At 65.2% G+C, this 13,375-nt stretch carries 18 protein-coding genes; 3 read left to right on the top strand and 15 right to left on the bottom strand.

What is annotated here, in order from left to right; genetic code table 11:
• Genes nuoK through N911_RS0113790 form a run of 8 tightly spaced genes read right to left on the bottom strand, consistent with a single transcriptional unit; the run spans position 1 to position 5,067 of the window.
• The gene (gene nuoK, locus N911_RS0113825) at positions 1-309 is read right to left on the bottom strand and encodes an NADH-quinone oxidoreductase subunit NuoK (protein ID WP_029898155.1); all 309 of its coding nucleotides are present in this window, start codon (positions 307-309) and stop codon (positions 1-3) included.
• The gene (locus tag N911_RS0113820; protein WP_029898154.1) at positions 306-815 is read right to left on the bottom strand and encodes an NADH-quinone oxidoreductase subunit J family protein; all 510 of its coding nucleotides are present in this window, start codon (positions 813-815) and stop codon (positions 306-308) included. The genes nuoK and N911_RS0113820 overlap by 4 nt, the downstream gene beginning before the upstream one ends.
• On the bottom strand, positions 815-1,459 hold the full coding sequence (locus N911_RS0113815) for a 4Fe-4S binding protein (RefSeq protein ID WP_237559999.1): 645 nt from the start codon (positions 1,457-1,459) through the stop codon (positions 815-817). The genes N911_RS0113820 and N911_RS0113815 overlap by 1 nt, the downstream gene beginning before the upstream one ends.
• A 19-nt stretch (positions 1,460-1,478) precedes the next feature.
• Complete coding sequence (gene nuoH, locus N911_RS0113810) at positions 1,479-2,453, bottom strand: NADH-quinone oxidoreductase subunit NuoH (protein ID WP_029898150.1); 975 nt, start codon at positions 2,451-2,453, stop codon at positions 1,479-1,481.
• 3 nt (positions 2,454-2,456) lie between these two features.
• Positions 2,457-3,605, bottom strand: a complete 1,149-nt coding sequence (locus tag N911_RS0113805; protein ID WP_029898148.1) for an NADH-quinone oxidoreductase subunit D — start codon at positions 3,603-3,605, stop codon at positions 2,457-2,459.
• Positions 3,605-4,156, bottom strand: a complete 552-nt coding sequence (locus N911_RS0113800) for an NADH-quinone oxidoreductase subunit C (protein WP_051694438.1) — start codon at positions 4,154-4,156, stop codon at positions 3,605-3,607. Before N911_RS0113800 ends, N911_RS0113805 begins: the two co-directional genes overlap by 1 nt.
• Positions 4,157-4,165: 9 nt before the next feature.
• Positions 4,166-4,711 (bottom strand): NADH-quinone oxidoreductase subunit B, encoded by a 546-nt coding sequence (locus N911_RS0113795; RefSeq protein WP_029898144.1) that lies wholly within the window; start codon positions 4,709-4,711, stop codon positions 4,166-4,168.
• Complete coding sequence (locus tag N911_RS0113790; RefSeq protein WP_029898142.1) at positions 4,687-5,067, bottom strand: NADH-quinone oxidoreductase subunit A; 381 nt, start codon at positions 5,065-5,067, stop codon at positions 4,687-4,689. The genes N911_RS0113795 and N911_RS0113790 overlap by 25 nt, the downstream gene beginning before the upstream one ends.
• A gap of 288 nt (positions 5,068-5,355) precedes the next feature.
• On the opposite strand from N911_RS0113790, the gene N911_RS0113785 reads away from it, so the two are divergent.
• Positions 5,356-7,434 carry a molybdopterin-dependent oxidoreductase gene (locus N911_RS0113785; protein ID WP_029898140.1) on the top strand — a complete coding sequence of 693 codons (2,079 nt, stop codon included), beginning with the start codon at positions 5,356-5,358 and terminating at the stop codon, positions 7,432-7,434.
• Between the two features lie 100 nt (positions 7,435-7,534).
• On the opposite strand, the gene N911_RS0113780 is transcribed toward N911_RS0113785, so the two are convergent.
• The 4 genes from N911_RS0113780 to N911_RS18525 all read right to left on the bottom strand — a co-directional run bounded on the left by N911_RS0113780 (position 7,535) and on the right by N911_RS18525 (position 8,934).
• On the bottom strand, positions 7,535-7,918 hold the full coding sequence (locus N911_RS0113780; protein ID WP_029898138.1) for a hypothetical protein: 384 nt from the start codon (positions 7,916-7,918) through the stop codon (positions 7,535-7,537).
• Between the two features lie 110 nt (positions 7,919-8,028).
• Positions 8,029-8,460, bottom strand: a complete 432-nt coding sequence (locus N911_RS0113775) for a hypothetical protein (RefSeq protein WP_237559980.1) — start codon at positions 8,458-8,460, stop codon at positions 8,029-8,031.
• Position 8,461: 1 nt separating this feature from the next.
• Positions 8,462-8,770 (bottom strand): hypothetical protein, encoded by a 309-nt coding sequence (locus tag N911_RS0113770; protein WP_029898134.1) that lies wholly within the window; start codon positions 8,768-8,770, stop codon positions 8,462-8,464.
• Positions 8,770-8,934: a hypothetical protein gene (locus N911_RS18525; protein WP_161781638.1), complete on the bottom strand. Its 165-nt coding sequence runs from the start codon at positions 8,932-8,934 to the stop codon at positions 8,770-8,772. The genes N911_RS0113770 and N911_RS18525 overlap by 1 nt, the downstream gene beginning before the upstream one ends.
• 158 nt (positions 8,935-9,092) lie before the next feature.
• Here N911_RS18525 and N911_RS0113760 point away from each other — a divergent pair, with 158 nt between their 5' ends.
• Complete coding sequence (locus N911_RS0113760) at positions 9,093-9,293, top strand: dual CXXC motif small (seleno)protein (RefSeq protein ID WP_029898132.1); 201 nt, start codon at positions 9,093-9,095, stop codon at positions 9,291-9,293.
• Between the two features lie 22 nt (positions 9,294-9,315).
• Positions 9,316-10,275, top strand: coding sequence for a lytic murein transglycosylase (locus tag N911_RS0113755; protein ID WP_035105561.1), 960 nt, complete (start codon positions 9,316-9,318; stop codon positions 10,273-10,275).
• A 637-nt stretch (positions 10,276-10,912) separates the two neighbouring features.
• Here N911_RS0113755 and N911_RS0113750 read toward each other — a convergent pair.
• The 3 genes from N911_RS0113750 to N911_RS0113740 all read right to left on the bottom strand — a co-directional run bounded on the left by N911_RS0113750 (position 10,913) and on the right by N911_RS0113740 (position 13,358).
• A complete protein-coding gene (locus N911_RS0113750; RefSeq protein ID WP_051693969.1) occupies positions 10,913-11,689 on the bottom strand; it encodes an IS3 family transposase in 777 nt (258 codons plus the stop codon).
• Positions 11,686-11,958, bottom strand: coding sequence for a transposase (locus tag N911_RS0113745; RefSeq protein WP_029895442.1), 273 nt, complete (start codon positions 11,956-11,958; stop codon positions 11,686-11,688). Before N911_RS0113745 ends, N911_RS0113750 begins: the two co-directional genes overlap by 4 nt.
• 134 nt (positions 11,959-12,092) lie before the next feature.
• Entirely contained in the window at positions 12,093-13,358 is a 1,266-nt protein-coding gene (locus tag N911_RS0113740) for an MFS transporter (protein WP_029898128.1), read from the bottom strand.
• Positions 13,359-13,375 lie beyond the last annotated feature (17 nt).

Here is a 13,375-nt window from a genome sequence, read left to right as displayed (position 1 = left end):
CTACCCCTTCAGCTCGGAAACGGTTTCGGAGTCGGTCTCGCCGAAGCGCTTGGAGACCACGATGACGATGGCCAGCACCAGGGTCGCCTCGGCCGCGGCCAAACCCATGACCAAGAGCGTGGCCAGCTGACCCAGCGAAGCCGAGGCCGGGGTGAGCTGGGCCGCGGCCACGATGGACAGGCCCGCGCCGTTGAGCATCAGCTCCACGCTGATGAGCATGCCGACGAAGCTGCGGCGGAAGCAGAGGCCGTAGAGCCCGATGGCCAGCAGCATCAGGGCCACAAGCTGGTAGAGAAGCAGCGCGCTCATTTGCCGTTCCTTTTCTTGAAGCCCAGGAGCACCGCCCCGGACATGGCCACGAAGAGGACCACCGAGATGAGCTCGAAGGCCACGATGTACGGTTCCATGAGCCCCTTGCCCAATTCGCTCACCGCCACCTCGGCGGGCAGCTCGGAGCCCTGCTCGGGGAAGGTGAGCAGCACCCAGCCCAGGACAAAGACCGGGGCCGAAGCGGCCACAAGCGCGGTGAAGTACTTGCGGATCGGCCTGGGCTTGCTCTCCTCCGCCCCGGCAGGGGCCTTGGTGAGCATGATGGCGAAGAAGATCAGCACGACCACAGCGCCCACGTAGATGAGCAGCTGCATGACGGCCACGAAGGGGGCGTTCATGAGCAGGTACATGCCGGCCACGCCGAAGAGCGCCAGGATAAGGCCCAGCAGGGCCCGCACCAGGTTGGCCGCCAGGGCGGCGGCCAACGCGCCGAAGGCGATGATGGCCGCGTAGATGATGAACAGGACCAGGGCCGCGGTCTCCATCAGGACTCTCCTCCCTGGGGTTCGATGGTGGTTTCGGCCTTCACACCGCCCGGCTCGGTGGCGCGCTCCGCCTCGCTCTTGGGCTTGCCGGGCTTCTTGGCCTTGGCCGAGGCCTCCTCGCCGACCCGCTCGGCCTGGTCCTTGAGCCGGGCCAGCAGGTCGTAGTGGAAGGTCTCCCTGTCCGGGGAGGCGATGTAGATGTCCGTGGAGAAACGCAGGGATTTCACCGGGCAGGACTGCACGCACAACCCGCACAACGAGCACAGGTTGTAGTTGTAGGTGAACTTCACCGGCGTCTTGGAGGCCTTGGGCGGCTCCTTCTTCTCCTTGGGCTTGACCATGGCGTCCTCCGCCCCGGTTTCCCCTTCCGGTTCCGGCGGGGGCTTGGGCTTGGGCGCTTTTTTCAGGGCCAGGCAGCCCGAGGGGCAGACGCTGACGCACATCATGCAGGAAATGCACTTGGGGGTGGCCGGGTCCTTGGGCTTGCCCACCAGCTCCACGTGGCCGCGGAAGGTGAGGATGTCGTCCACGACCTGACGCGGGAAGTGGACCGTGACCTGGCTGCGCCCGAATTCGCGGCCGGTGATCTTCAGGCCCACCAGCAGGCTCTTCAGGCCCCTGGCGGCCTCCTTCAGCTCATGCATCACGCTCACGCGGACCCTCCTACAGCTTCATCACCAGGGCGGTGGCCAAGAGGTTGATGGTGGCCAGGGGCACCAGCCACTTCCAGTTGAGGTTCAGCAGCTGGTCGAACCGCACCCGGGGGTAGGTCCAGCGAATCCACATCATGACCAGGATGAGGGCGTAGACCTTGGCCAGGAACCACCAGGATCCCGGCGCGCCCGGGCCGTTGAACCCGCCCAGGAAGAGCACGGTGGCCACGGACGAGACCACGATCATGTTGGCGTATTCCGCCAGGAAGAAGAGGCCGAAGCCCATGCCCGAGTACTCGGTGTGGAACCCGGCGGTCAGTTCGCTCTCGCCCTCGGGCAGGTCGAAGGGCGCGCGGTTGGTCTCGCCCAGGGCGCAGATGAAGTAGATGACGAAGGCCACCGGCTGCAGCACCACGTTCCACTGCCAGGGCCAGGCCCCTTGCTCCTTCGAGATGGTCAGCAGGTCCAGGGAGCCGTGCATGAAGCACACGGCCAGCACCGAGAGCAGCAGCGGGATCTCGTAGCCCACGGACTGCGCCACGGCGCGGGCCGCGCCCAGCAGGCCCCACTTGTTGTTGGAGGCCCAGCCCGCCAGACACAGCGAGAGCACACCCAGCCCGGCGAAAGCCAGGATGAGGATTACTCCGACGTTGGTCTCCAGGGCGTAGAGATTGGGGGCGAAGGGGATGGGCAGGAACATGACGAAGACCGGCAAAAAGGCCATGAACGGGGCCAGCCAGAAAACGAAGCGGTCCGCGTCGCGCGGGGTGAGAAGCTGTTTACCCACCAGCTTCACGGCGTCGGCCACCGTCTGCAGGATGCCGTGGGGGCCGACCTCGAAGGGGCCGGGCCGACGCTGGATGTGGCCCGCCACCTTCCGCTCCACGTACACGAGGAGGGTGGCGTTGCCGCCCACGAAGGCGGCCAGCAGGACAAGCCCCAGGGCCAGGCGGATCAGTTCGGGGGGAATGCTCGCGATGTCCATGGCTCACCTGTCGATTTCGGGGATGACCAGGTCCAGACTGCCCAGGATGGACACGGCGTCCGCCAGCAGCACGCCTTTGGCGCCGTCCGAGAAGATGCTCATGTTGCTGAACCCCGGGGCGCGCAGCTTCAGCCGGTAGGGCTGGCGGCCGCCGTCCGAGGCGATGTAGTAGCCGATCTTGCCGCGTCCGCCCTCCACCGCGAAGTAGGTCTCCCCCGCCGGGGGGCTCCACTTGGGCTTGGGGGCGTTCTTGGGCAGGTACTCCCCTTCCGGGATCTGCTCCACGGCCTGCTCGATGATGCGCAGGGACTGCTCGATCTCGCCCATGCGCACCAGGTAGCGGGCCATGGCGTCGCAGCCGTCCTCCACCACCACGTCCCAGTCGAAGCGGTCGTACACCGAGTACGGCTCGGACCGGCGCACGTCGTAGGCGATGCCCGACCCCCGGGCCACGGGACCGGTGGCGCCGTAGCTGCGGATGAGCTCCGGCGAGAAGTGGCCAACGCCCTCGACACGCTTGCGCAGGATGATGTTCTCAGTGACCAGGTCGCGGAACATCGGCAGCCGCGAGCGCATGTAGGGCACGAACTCCCGCACCCGCTGCAGGAAGCGGTCGGAGAGGTCGGCCGTGACTCCGCCGAAGCGGTAGTAGGCGTATGTGAGCCGCGAGCCGGTGGGCTCCTGCAGGATATCCATGATGTGCTCGCGGTCGGTGAAGGCGTACATGATGGGGGTGAAGGCGCCCAGGTCAAGCAGGTAGGCGCCCCACCACAGCAGGTGCGAGGAGATGCGGTTCAACTCGCAGGTGATGACCCGGATGTACTCGGCCCGCTCCGGCACCTCGATGTCCGCCAGCTTCTCCACGGCCCCGGCGTAGCCCCAGTTCCAGGCCAGGGCGTGCAGGTAGTCCACCCGGCCGGGGTTGGGCCAGAACTGGGCCCAGGACTTGGTCTGTCCCATGAACTCGTGCATGCGGTGCACGTAGCCCAGCACCGGCTCGGCCTTGATGACGTACTCGCCGTCAAGCTCCACCAGGATGCGAAGGACGCCGTGGGTGGAAGGGTGCTGCGGCCCCATGTTCAGGATGAGCGTGTCGTCGCGGGGGCCCTTCTCGAAATGACGGGTGTAGTAGTCGCCTGTGAGATGCGTCATCAGCCTTCCTCCCCCGCCGCTTCCTGGCCGCCCTCTTCGGCGGCCTCGCCGTTCGGCTCTTCCTCGATCTTCACGAAGGAGGGCCAGCAGTAGGCGTGGTGGTATTCCTCAAGGATGTCGCGGGCGGATTTGCGCCGCTTTTCGTCATGCAGCAGGGGGTGGAAGTCGGCGTCCTCGGGCAGCAGCAGGGGCAGGGGGTTGGGATGGTCGGTGAAGGTCATCCCGTGCATGTCCTGCGCCTCGCGCTCGTGCCAGTAGGCCGCGCCGAAGACGGAGCCGATGGAGGGCAGCACTGCGTCGTCGTGGGGCACCAGCACGCGCAGAGTCACCCGGGCCTCGGCCCGCTCCATGTGATCGAAGTGATACAGGACCAGGATGCCCTCCTCCACGTCCAGGCAGGTGATGTCCTCCAGGAACCAGCCGCGGTTGTTGAAGGCGTTGGCCGCGGCTTTCAGCTGGCCGGGGTTGAGGTGGTAGACGGCCGTGGAGCCCGTCTTGGCGTAGTCCGATTCGAGCCGGCACATGGCCGGAAAACTGAAGCCGTTCGCCATTCTCGTCCCCTACTTCTGCTCGCCCACGACTGGGGGCTGGTCGGGTTCGGGCCAGAACCGGTGGCCGATGAGCTTGTCTTGCAGCTGGAAGAGGCCCTCCAGCAGTCCCTCCGGGCGCGGCGGGCAGCCGGGCACGTAGACGTCCACCGGCACCAGCTGGTCCACGCCCTCGATGACGTTGTACTGGCCCTTGATGGCAAAGGGGCCGCCCGCGATGGCGCAGTTGCCCAGGGCCATGACGTACTTGGGGGCGGGCATCTGCTCGTACAGCCGCACCAGCGGCCCGGCCATCTTCTTGTTGACCGTGCCGGCCACGATCATCAGGTCGGACTGCCTCGGGGAGGGGCGGAAGACCTCCGCGCCGTAGCGGGAGATATCGAATCGGGCCATGCCAACGGCCATCATCTCGATGGCGCAGCAGGCCAGGCCGAAGGTCATGGGCCAAAGCGACATGGCCCGGCAGACGTCGAGGAACTTGTTGGCCAGCGGAATGTCGACCAGGGGCGGTTCGCTCCCGGTCTCCGCCGGCCTTACTCCGAGATTCTTCTCGGCCATGTAAAGACTCCTTTCCTCCAGAAGTAGGCGACACCGAGGGCGAGCACGGCAAGGAAGATGAAGACCTTGACCAGGGGAACGAATCCTTCCGCGTCCGGATAATGGGCCGCGACAGGGAAGAGATAGAGTACGTCCACGTCGAAGGCGAGAAAGATGAGGGCGTAGATGTAGTAATTGATGCCGAAACGCACCCAGGACGTTCCATGCGGAGGCATGCCGCATTCGTACGACATGCCCACATCACCCTTGGTGTAGTGGGGGGAAAGGAGCAGGGAGCCGACCACGGGGCCGGCGGCGAAGGCGAACCCGGCAACCAAAAAGACCAGCATAGCCAAGTTGATCCATGTGAAGACCACGCGGAAACCTCCTTTTACGGTCTATATTGGCGTGGTTCGCCAGTGTTGCAATTTTGTGTCACAGAAACCACAAAAGTCTCGTTGCGTCAACCCCCTCCGTTCATTCCAATTGATTGCTTTCGTGCATTTTCGCACATTATATCCCGTCCTCCTCACGCTCCATCGCGTTCTTTTTCACAAAGTCTCCTCCTTCTTGCCATGCCCCCCACCACCTGCTACCTGCCATACAATGCAACACCAATTCGCCTGCTGCGTATCTTTGTGAAATAAATCTCGTGGAGGGTGCAGATGGAAAAGAAACAGGTCTACAGCGTCTGCGGCATGTGCACCGTGCGCTGTCCCATCCAAGTGGACGTGGAGAACGACGAATGCGCGTTCATCCAGGGCAATCCCCACTCGCTCAAGGGCGCCCTCTGCGCCAGGGGCGCGGCCGGGTACGATCTCACCCAGGATCGGGAGCGCCCCCAGTACCCCATGATCCGCGAGGGGGAACGCGGCGAGGGCAAATGGCGGCGCGCCACCTGGGACGAAGCCCTGCAGTACGTGGCTGACAAACTCTCGGCCATCCAGGAAAAACATGGCAAGGAATCCGTCATGTGGTCCGACCGCGGCGGACCCTTCCCCGACCTGCACCAGGCCTTCGTCAAGGGCATCGGCTCCCCCAACTACTGCAACCACGACTCCGCCTGCGCGCGCGGCGTGCTGCACGCCGCCAAGTCAGTCATGGGCATGGGCCGCAAGGGCGTGGCCTACGACCTCAAGAACGCCAAGCACATCATCCTGCAGACCCGCAACATCTTCGAGGCCATCAACGTCTCCGAGGTGAACCAGACCCTCGACTCTCTGGACAAGGGCGGCAAGCTCACCGTCATCGACGTCCGGGCCACGGTCTCCGCGGGCAAGGCGGACAACTTCTTCCTGGTCCGGCCCGGCACCGACTACGCCTTCAACCTTGGCGTCATCAACGCCCTCATCAGCCAGAACCTCTACGACAAGGACTACGTGGCCAAGCACTTCAACGACTTCGACAAGCTCAAGTCGTTCGTGCGCTCCTACACTCCGGAGTGGGCCGCCGAGGAGTGCGGCGTGCCGGCCAAGCGCATCTACGACCTGGCCAAGCAGCTGGCCGACGCCGCCCCCGCGGTCATCTGGCACCCCGGCTGGATGACCGCCCGCTACAAGGACTCCTTCTACGTTTCCCGCACCGCCTACATCATCAACGCCCTGCTCGGCTCCATCGGCGCCAAGGGCGGCCTGGCCATCTCCAACGGCCCCGGCGACGTGGGCGCCAAGGGACTCAACAAGCTGGCCGCCATGTTCGAGAAGCCCGAGGCCAAGCGGGCCGATGGCGCGGGCTGGAAGTACAAGCACATTGACGCCGGTCCCGGCCTGGTCAACCTGGCCTACGACGCCATCGAAACCGGCGAGCCCTACCCCGTGCGCGGCTACATCTGCTACCGCCACGACCCTCTCATGGCCTTCCCGGAGCCCGAGCGGCTCAAGGAGAAGTGGAAGAAGCTGGACCTGCTGGTCTCCGTGACCTTCTCCTGGTCCGACACCGCCTGGCATTCGGACGTGGTCCTGCCGCTGTCCCCCTACCTGGAGCGCGAGTCCATCATCGCCCAGAAGGGCGGGGTCAAGCCGCAGTTCTTCGTGCGCAAGCGGGCGCTCAAACCGCGTTACGACACCCGCGCCGACTGGGAGATCATCTGCGGCCTGGCCAAGCGCATGGGCGTGGAGAAGCTGGCTTTCGAGTCAATCGAGGACATCTGGAATTACCAGCTGGATGGCACCGGCGTGTCCATTGAGGACTTCGACGCCAAGGGCTTCGTGCCCCTGTGCAAGGAGCCCTACTACCGGAACATGGACGAGTTCACCTGGAAGACCCCTTCCGGCAAGCTGGAGATGGTCCACCCCGCCTGGGAAGAGGACGGCATGCAGTCGTTGAAGCCCTACGAGTCCCCGGAGCATCCGCCCGAGGGCAAGTTCCGCATCATCTTCGGTCGCTGCGGCGTGCACACCCAGGGGCACACCGTGAACAACCCCAAGCTGGCCGAGCAGATGCCCGAGAACGTCCTCTGGCTCAACGAGGACGTGGCCAAGGGCATGGGCGTCTCCGACGGCGACACCGTGGTGGTGGGCAGCAACGGCCACTCCGGCGAGATCAAGGCCTTCGTCACCCCCTTCATCCACCCCGAGGCCGCCTTCATGGTCCACGGTTTCGGCCACAAGCTGCCGCCCGAATCCCGCGCCTACGGCAAAGGCGTGGCCGACAACCTGCTCATGCCCGGCGGCCTGGAAAACTGGTCCAAGGAAGCCGGCTACATCTGCATGCAGGAGCACTTCATCAGCGTGAAGAAGCCCTAGCGAGCGACATTCCTCCCGCCTCAGCATACGAAAGGCCCCCGGCGCGGTTCCTCGCCGGGGGCCTTTCAATTTCCGCCCCGATTGGAAAACCTTGCGCCCTTCAGCCAGCCAGCAGAACCACAAAAGGCAGCAGCCCCACCGCCAGCAGCACCAGCACCCACAGCCTCCCGGCGGCCAGATTGTAGTTGGCCAGTAGCTTTTCCCAGGACTCCCCGGCCACCCAGTGGCCGAAGCCGAACTCGAAGGTCACGGTCAGCGCCAGCCACAGCGCGCCGACCGCTCCCGCCTCGCGCGGGCCGTCAACACCCCACCAGCGCGCCACGGCCACGGCGTACAGGCAGAACAACAGGACCAGTGTCAGGCAGGAAAGCTGGTTGGCCCGATGCGCGGACAGACGTCTGGCCAGCACGGCCTCCCGCAGGAATCCGTTGGCGATGGCCAACGGCACCAGCGGCAGCCAGTACAGAAACGCTTCAAGCCACATTCCCCGACACTCCCTGGTTTCCGTCCCGCCCGCTCCATTCATCCGCCAAAAAAACGCCCGCCTTGTCGGGCGGGCTGTTCTGCCGTGCGGGCACCACGCGGGAGGATTTCTCAGACAATCCGGCCCCGCTTCTTCTTGCCCTTGCCGGAACCGGACTGGTCCTGCCCCGCGTCCTGGGGGGCCTCGCCGCCCATGGCCTGCTCCAGCGGCATGCCGGGCTTCTTCAGCGGCTCCAGGAAGACGGCCGTGCCGTAGCAGGTGTAGTGGCGGTCGCCGTCCGGATGGAAGGCCACGTTCTCGCGGTAGCCCACCACGGCGTCAGCCCCGGCCTCCAGGGCGTTGTGCACCAGGCCGTAAAAGGCTGTCTCAGACGAGAACGACCGCGAAGCCACCAGCCCGAAGGTCCACTTGATCTTGCGGCCCTCGATGCGTTCGGTGGTGACGATCTTCAGCTTGCCTGAAAAGTAGGACTGCCGGGCGTGCTCGAACTTGCCCTCGTCCCCGCCTTCCTGCGGACGCTTTTTGTTGCCGAACAATACCACCTCAAAAATCCTTTCCGTCCATCCGCTTGGCCAGGCGGCGGGCCTGCATGGCCTGGCGGTTGCGGCTCTTCAGCGACTCCAGCAGGGCGTCGCCGTCCGGCGCGCCGGCGCGCCCCGGCTCCTCGGATTGCTCCGGCCGTCCGGCCGCGGGCTCGCGCTGTCCGGCCTCCCGGCCGCCGCTCCCGGCCTGTTCCCGCTCCATGCCGCGCAATTCGCGCAGCTCGTCGCGAATGGCCCGCAGCTCCTGCAGCATTTCGCCCTGCTTCTCCAGAATGTCGCGCAACAACGCGCTCTGCATGTCGTCGGCCATCAGCCGCTCCAGTCCACCACCCGCCCGGTCTCCCGGTAGAACGAGGCGGTCAGGCTGTCGGAAGTGGCCGCGCCCTCCCGGAAGGTGTACGCCAAGTTGTCCCGTTCCCGCAGCTCGTCCACAAGCTCGTCCATGTGCCGCAGCAGCCTCTCGAACATGGGCACGAACGGCTCCCGCTGCCCTGGGGCCGGGATCGGAGTCCAATCGAACATCGCCGGTCGCATGAACCCACCATAGCTGAAAGCCCGTGCAAATCAAGGGTCGCCAACCTTGCCTTCGGCCCGCCTCCGGGGCATACTCGGGCCTGACGGGAGGAGGAACCATGATCCGCTTCGACCCCCACTCCCTGGAGCGGGCCGCCTGCCCGCGATGCCAGGGAAAACTCGCCCCGGCCCGCACCTGCGCGCGGGCCTACCTGCGCTGCGCCGACTGCGGACGCCGCGAGGAAATCACCGACCACGTCCCCGAACTGGACGACGACTTTGAAGAGCAGATGGCCAACCTGCCCCTGGACCGCTGCTGAGCGAGCATCCCGGACATTCCCCATGCGACCCGCAGCCCTCCTGGCATTGGCCGCTCTGTTGGCCGCCCTGGCCGCACCCGCCCAGCCCGTCCGCGCCTCGGACGTCGGCCTCTGGCGCCCCCTGGTGGAACGGCTGGCCGAGGACGGACTGAACCGCGATTACCTCCGCGACGTATTCTCCCGGCCCCAGGTGCGCTACCAGCCCCGCGCCATGGCCAACAAGATGGTCAGCCTGCTCAAGATCAAGACCACACCGCGCCCCGAACCCAAGCCCCAGCCCAAGGCCGAAGGCGGCACCGAACCCTCGCCCCCCAAGCCGCGCGGCCGCGTCCTGCAGCGCTACTTCACCCCCACCATGCTCTCCTCCGCCCTGCGCTTCATGGACGACCACGCCCAAGCCCTGCGCGAGGCGGAACAATCCTGGAACGTTCCGCCGGAAATCCTCACCTCCATCATGCTGGTTGAAACCCGGCTGGGCTCCTACCTGGGCAAAGGCAACGCCTTCCTCACCCTGGCCTCCATGGCCCTCTCGGAAAACTTCCTCCTGGTGCAGCCCTACCTGCCCATGAACGAACTCACCCCCACCCTCAAAAAATGGCTCGTCCGCCGCACGCGCCAAAAAGCCAACTGGGCCTACGAGGAACTGCTGGCCTTCATCGAATACGCCAAAACCGGCGACCTCGACCCCCTCTCCATCCCCTCCTCGCCCTACGGCGCCATCGGCCTCTGCCAATTCATGCCCTCCAACGCCCAGCGCTTCGGCGTGGACGCCAACCAGGACGGACGCGTGGACCTCTTCCACCCCGAAGACGCCCTCCACTCCATCGGCAACTACCTTGTCTACCACGGCTGGAAACCCGGCCTCTCCACCGAACAGCAACGCGACGTCCTCTACCACTACAACCACTCCCACTCCTACACCCTCACCATTGTCCGACTCGCCGAACAGCTCCGCTCCATGCAGAGAGCGGAGGCTGAGTAAGAAAAGGCTGGGGAAGATTTCGCCCTGCGGGCGACCAGGACCTACGCGGCCCTGGACCCGCGGCAAAGTAACTTTGCATGTGTTTCGCGGGTTGACGCGCGTCAGGGGAAACGGACGGGAAGCACCCCGGCGCACGGGCGATTGCGGAGGGCGTCTACCCGGTAAAGCAAAGCACCGCCGTTTGGCGACTGATGCGCTGGACGCGGAATTGGGCGCAGCAGTCCCTTGCCAGCCACCATCCTTTCCCCTGCGTCCCGCTCATCTCTTCATCGCCCACCCGCCCACTGCACGGCAAGAAGATTTCGCCCTGCGGGCGACCAGGGGGCTGCGCGCCCCCTGGACCCTGCGGCAAACTAACTTTGCATGTGTTTCGCGGGTTGGCGCGCGTCAGGGGAAACGGACGGGAAGCACCCCGGCGCACGGGCGATTGCGGAGGGCGTCTACCCGGTAAAGCAAAGCACCGCCGTTTGGCGACTGATGCGCTGGACGCGGAATCGGGCCGTGGTTTTCCGGCTGCCACGCGCCGGTACCACGCCCCCGAGCGAAGCGAGCGATGAAAGGTTTGGCGGAAGGAGGATGAGGGCGTGGGAGAAGGAGGAAACCGCTTTTTCCCAAAAGGGGTTGTACTGCCCCCGGTTTAGCAAGCCTTTTTTAAGAGAGTCCGCGAGTTGATCAGTTCCTGCTCGGTTGTCACCGGGGTTTTATACCCCAGCGCCGAGTGCAGGTAGCCTTGGTTGTATTCTTCGATCCAGGAGCCCAAGGCTTGGCAAAAGGCCGTCGGGCTACGCCATTCATTAATCCAGACCAGCTCTTCCTTCATGGTGCGCATGAAGCGCTCGGTGTCGGCATTGCCTTTTGGGTTGTTGTAGCTGGTGAAGGCGAGTTTGATGTCCATGACGCGGCAAGCCTTCATGAAGCTCGCCGAGGTCGGCTGGCAGCCGTTGTCGGCCATGAGATGAAGACCGCCGTCGCGCACGCCTTCGGGGAACTGCCTGCCGACAGCCGCGTTGAGCGCCGAGAGCCAATGCCACGCCTTGGCCTGGTCGCCGGCGTAATGGCCGACGACCTTCTTGGTGCGCCAATCAAGCACAATGACCACGTACAGCCAGCCGTAGCCGTCAATCTTGATTTTGGTCATGTCGATACCCCACCACTCGTTGGGTCGCGTGGGCCGGGGCTTGACGCCGGTCGGCCTGCGTTTGGCCTTGAGTCGCAGGTTGGGCTTCACCGTGAGGTCATGCTCGCTCATGAGCCGGTAGACGCGATTTTTGCCGACGACTACGCCGTCCACGAAGCGCAGAAACGCCCAGACCCGACGGTATCCCCAGAACGGATGGTCGGCCTTGATGCCGCGAATGCGGGCCAGGAGGTCGGCGTTGCGCTCGGCGACCTTTGCATATGGTCCACGCTTCATCCGAACGGCCCGCTTTTTTTTAGCTCAATGGTCAACTCACCGATCAGGCTTTTGAGCTTCATGTTCTCGCGCTCAAGCTTGGCCGTACGCTGTGCGCCGTGCTCGGTCTCGAACGCTTTGTGCGCCTGGGCAAGGAATTGATCGCGCCACTTGTAGTACTGGTTCTGCGAGATGGCGTACTCGGCGCACACTTCGCCCACGGGTCGTCCTCGAAGGCCTTCGAGGACGACCCGTGTCTTCTGCTCCGGGGTCCACTTCCGTCGCTTCATGGCAAACCTCCTGCCTGTTGAGAAGCCACGGACTTCCACTTAAATCAAGGCTGTTTCAAACTGGGGGCAGGATAGGGTTTCCTCCTTCTCCCACTGCCCTAAACACTAACCCCCGCCAGCCACCACCCATTCCCCTACGCCCCGCTCTTTTCTTCATCGTCCACCCGGACCCTCCGCAACAAAAGCATTCCTCCAATGAAAAACGCGGCCACAGCGAGGACGGCGGGGCGGGAGGAGCCGGTGGCGAAGCGGACGGCGGCGAAGACGATGGGTCCGCCGATGGCGGAGAGTTTGTTCACCACGGAGAAGTAGCCGAAGTACTGGGCGCGCTGGTCGTCGGGCGTGAGGCGGGCGAAGAGGGAACGGGAGAGGGCCTGGGATCCCCCCAGGGAGAGGCCCACCAGGCAGCCCAGGAGCATGTACTGCCAGGCGGTGGTGATGAAGTAGCCGAACACGGCCGCGCCGGTCCAGATGAACAGGGATATGACGAGGGCGGTCTTGGTGGTGGTGCGTCCGGCCAGCCTGGAGAAGAGGTGCGCCCCGGCCAGGGCCACGGCCTGGATGATGAGCAGGGTGAGCATGAGAGTGGAGAGGGGGAGGCCGAGTTCCTGCTTGCCGTAGATGGTGGCCATGGTGATGGTGGTCTGGATGCCGTCGTTGTAGAGCAGGAAGGCAAGGAGAAAGGAGGCGGCCGGGCCTCCCTTGGTGAAGGTGCGCAGGGTGCCCAGGGTGCGGCGGGCGCCTTCGCGCAGGTAGTCGCGCGGTGCCATGCCGGATGGTTTGCGGGGGTCGCGGAGTCGGGACAGGGGGATGATGGCGAAAAGGCCCCACCACACGCCGGAGGAGGCCATGGCGATCTGCGAAGCGCGGGCCTTGTCCAGCCCCAGTTGCGGAGCGAAGGAGACCAGCCCCAGGCAGAGGGCGAAGTGCAGCCCGCCGCCGGCGTAGCCCCAGGCGAAGCCCGAGCCGGAGACTTGGTCGTACTCGTCGCGTTTGGCGACCACGGGCAGGAAGGCGTCGTAGAAAACGTTGCCGCAGGCGAAGCCGAACTGGGCCAGCCCGAAGAGCAGCAGGCAGGAGAGCCAGTCGCCTGGCCCGGAAAAGGACAGGGCGATGGCGGAAAGCGAGCCGATGGCGCAAAAGACGCGCCAGAAGAGCCCGGCCCTGCCGGAGAGGTCGGCCACCGCGCCCAGCACGGCTGCGGAAACGAATACCAGCAGCGCGGACAGCCCCACGGCCGCGCCCCACAGGCTGGTGGGGCTGACCTGTACGCCGAACAGGACCGCGCCCTCCGGGGCCACCTGGGCGGCGAAGTAAGCGGGCAGCACGGCCGTGGCCGTGGTAAGCACGTAGGCGGAGTTGGCCCAGTCGTAGATGCACCAGGCCGTCTTGTCTCGCATGGTGGCACTGTGTCCCC

Source organism: Desulfohalovibrio reitneri, assembly GCF_000711295.1.
Lineage (GTDB): Bacteria > Desulfobacterota > Desulfovibrionia > Desulfovibrionales > Desulfovibrionaceae > Desulfohalovibrio > Desulfohalovibrio reitneri.
This window is presented reverse-complemented; position numbering and strand designations above follow the sequence as displayed.

Excerpts from the sequence above, each read along its gene's own strand:
- N911_RS0113745 (WP_029895442.1), bottom strand. The coding sequence starts at position 11,958 with ATGAAGCGACGGAAGTGGACCCCGGAGCAGAAGACACGGGTCGTCCTC.
- N911_RS0113815 (WP_237559999.1), bottom strand. The coding sequence starts at position 1,459 with ATGCATGAGCTGAAGGAGGCCGCCAGGGGCCTGAAGAGCCTGCTGGTG.
- N911_RS0113820 (WP_029898154.1), bottom strand. The coding sequence starts at position 815 with ATGGAGACCGCGGCCCTGGTCCTGTTCATCATCTACGCGGCCATCATC.
- N911_RS0113800 (WP_051694438.1), bottom strand. The coding sequence starts at position 4,156 with ATGGCGAACGGCTTCAGTTTTCCGGCCATGTGCCGGCTCGAATCGGAC.
- N911_RS0113760 (WP_029898132.1), top strand. The coding sequence starts at position 9,093 with ATGATCCGCTTCGACCCCCACTCCCTGGAGCGGGCCGCCTGCCCGCGA.
- N911_RS0113785 (WP_029898140.1), top strand. The coding sequence starts at position 5,356 with ATGGAAAAGAAACAGGTCTACAGCGTCTGCGGCATGTGCACCGTGCGC.
- N911_RS0113795 (WP_029898144.1), bottom strand. The coding sequence starts at position 4,711 with ATGGCCGAGAAGAATCTCGGAGTAAGGCCGGCGGAGACCGGGAGCGAA.
- N911_RS0113770 (WP_029898134.1), bottom strand. The coding sequence starts at position 8,770 with ATGGCCGACGACATGCAGAGCGCGTTGTTGCGCGACATTCTGGAGAAG.
- N911_RS0113755 (WP_035105561.1), top strand. The coding sequence starts at position 9,316 with ATGCGACCCGCAGCCCTCCTGGCATTGGCCGCTCTGTTGGCCGCCCTG.
- nuoK (WP_029898155.1), bottom strand. The coding sequence starts at position 309 with ATGAGCGCGCTGCTTCTCTACCAGCTTGTGGCCCTGATGCTGCTGGCC.
- nuoH (WP_029898150.1), bottom strand. The coding sequence starts at position 2,453 with ATGGACATCGCGAGCATTCCCCCCGAACTGATCCGCCTGGCCCTGGGG.
- N911_RS0113780 (WP_029898138.1), bottom strand. The coding sequence starts at position 7,918 with ATGTGGCTTGAAGCGTTTCTGTACTGGCTGCCGCTGGTGCCGTTGGCC.
- N911_RS0113805 (WP_029898148.1), bottom strand. The coding sequence starts at position 3,605 with ATGACGCATCTCACAGGCGACTACTACACCCGTCATTTCGAGAAGGGC.
- N911_RS0113740 (WP_029898128.1), bottom strand. The coding sequence starts at position 13,358 with ATGCGAGACAAGACGGCCTGGTGCATCTACGACTGGGCCAACTCCGCC.
- N911_RS0113750 (WP_051693969.1), bottom strand. The coding sequence starts at position 11,689 with ATGAAGCGTGGACCATATGCAAAGGTCGCCGAGCGCAACGCCGACCTC.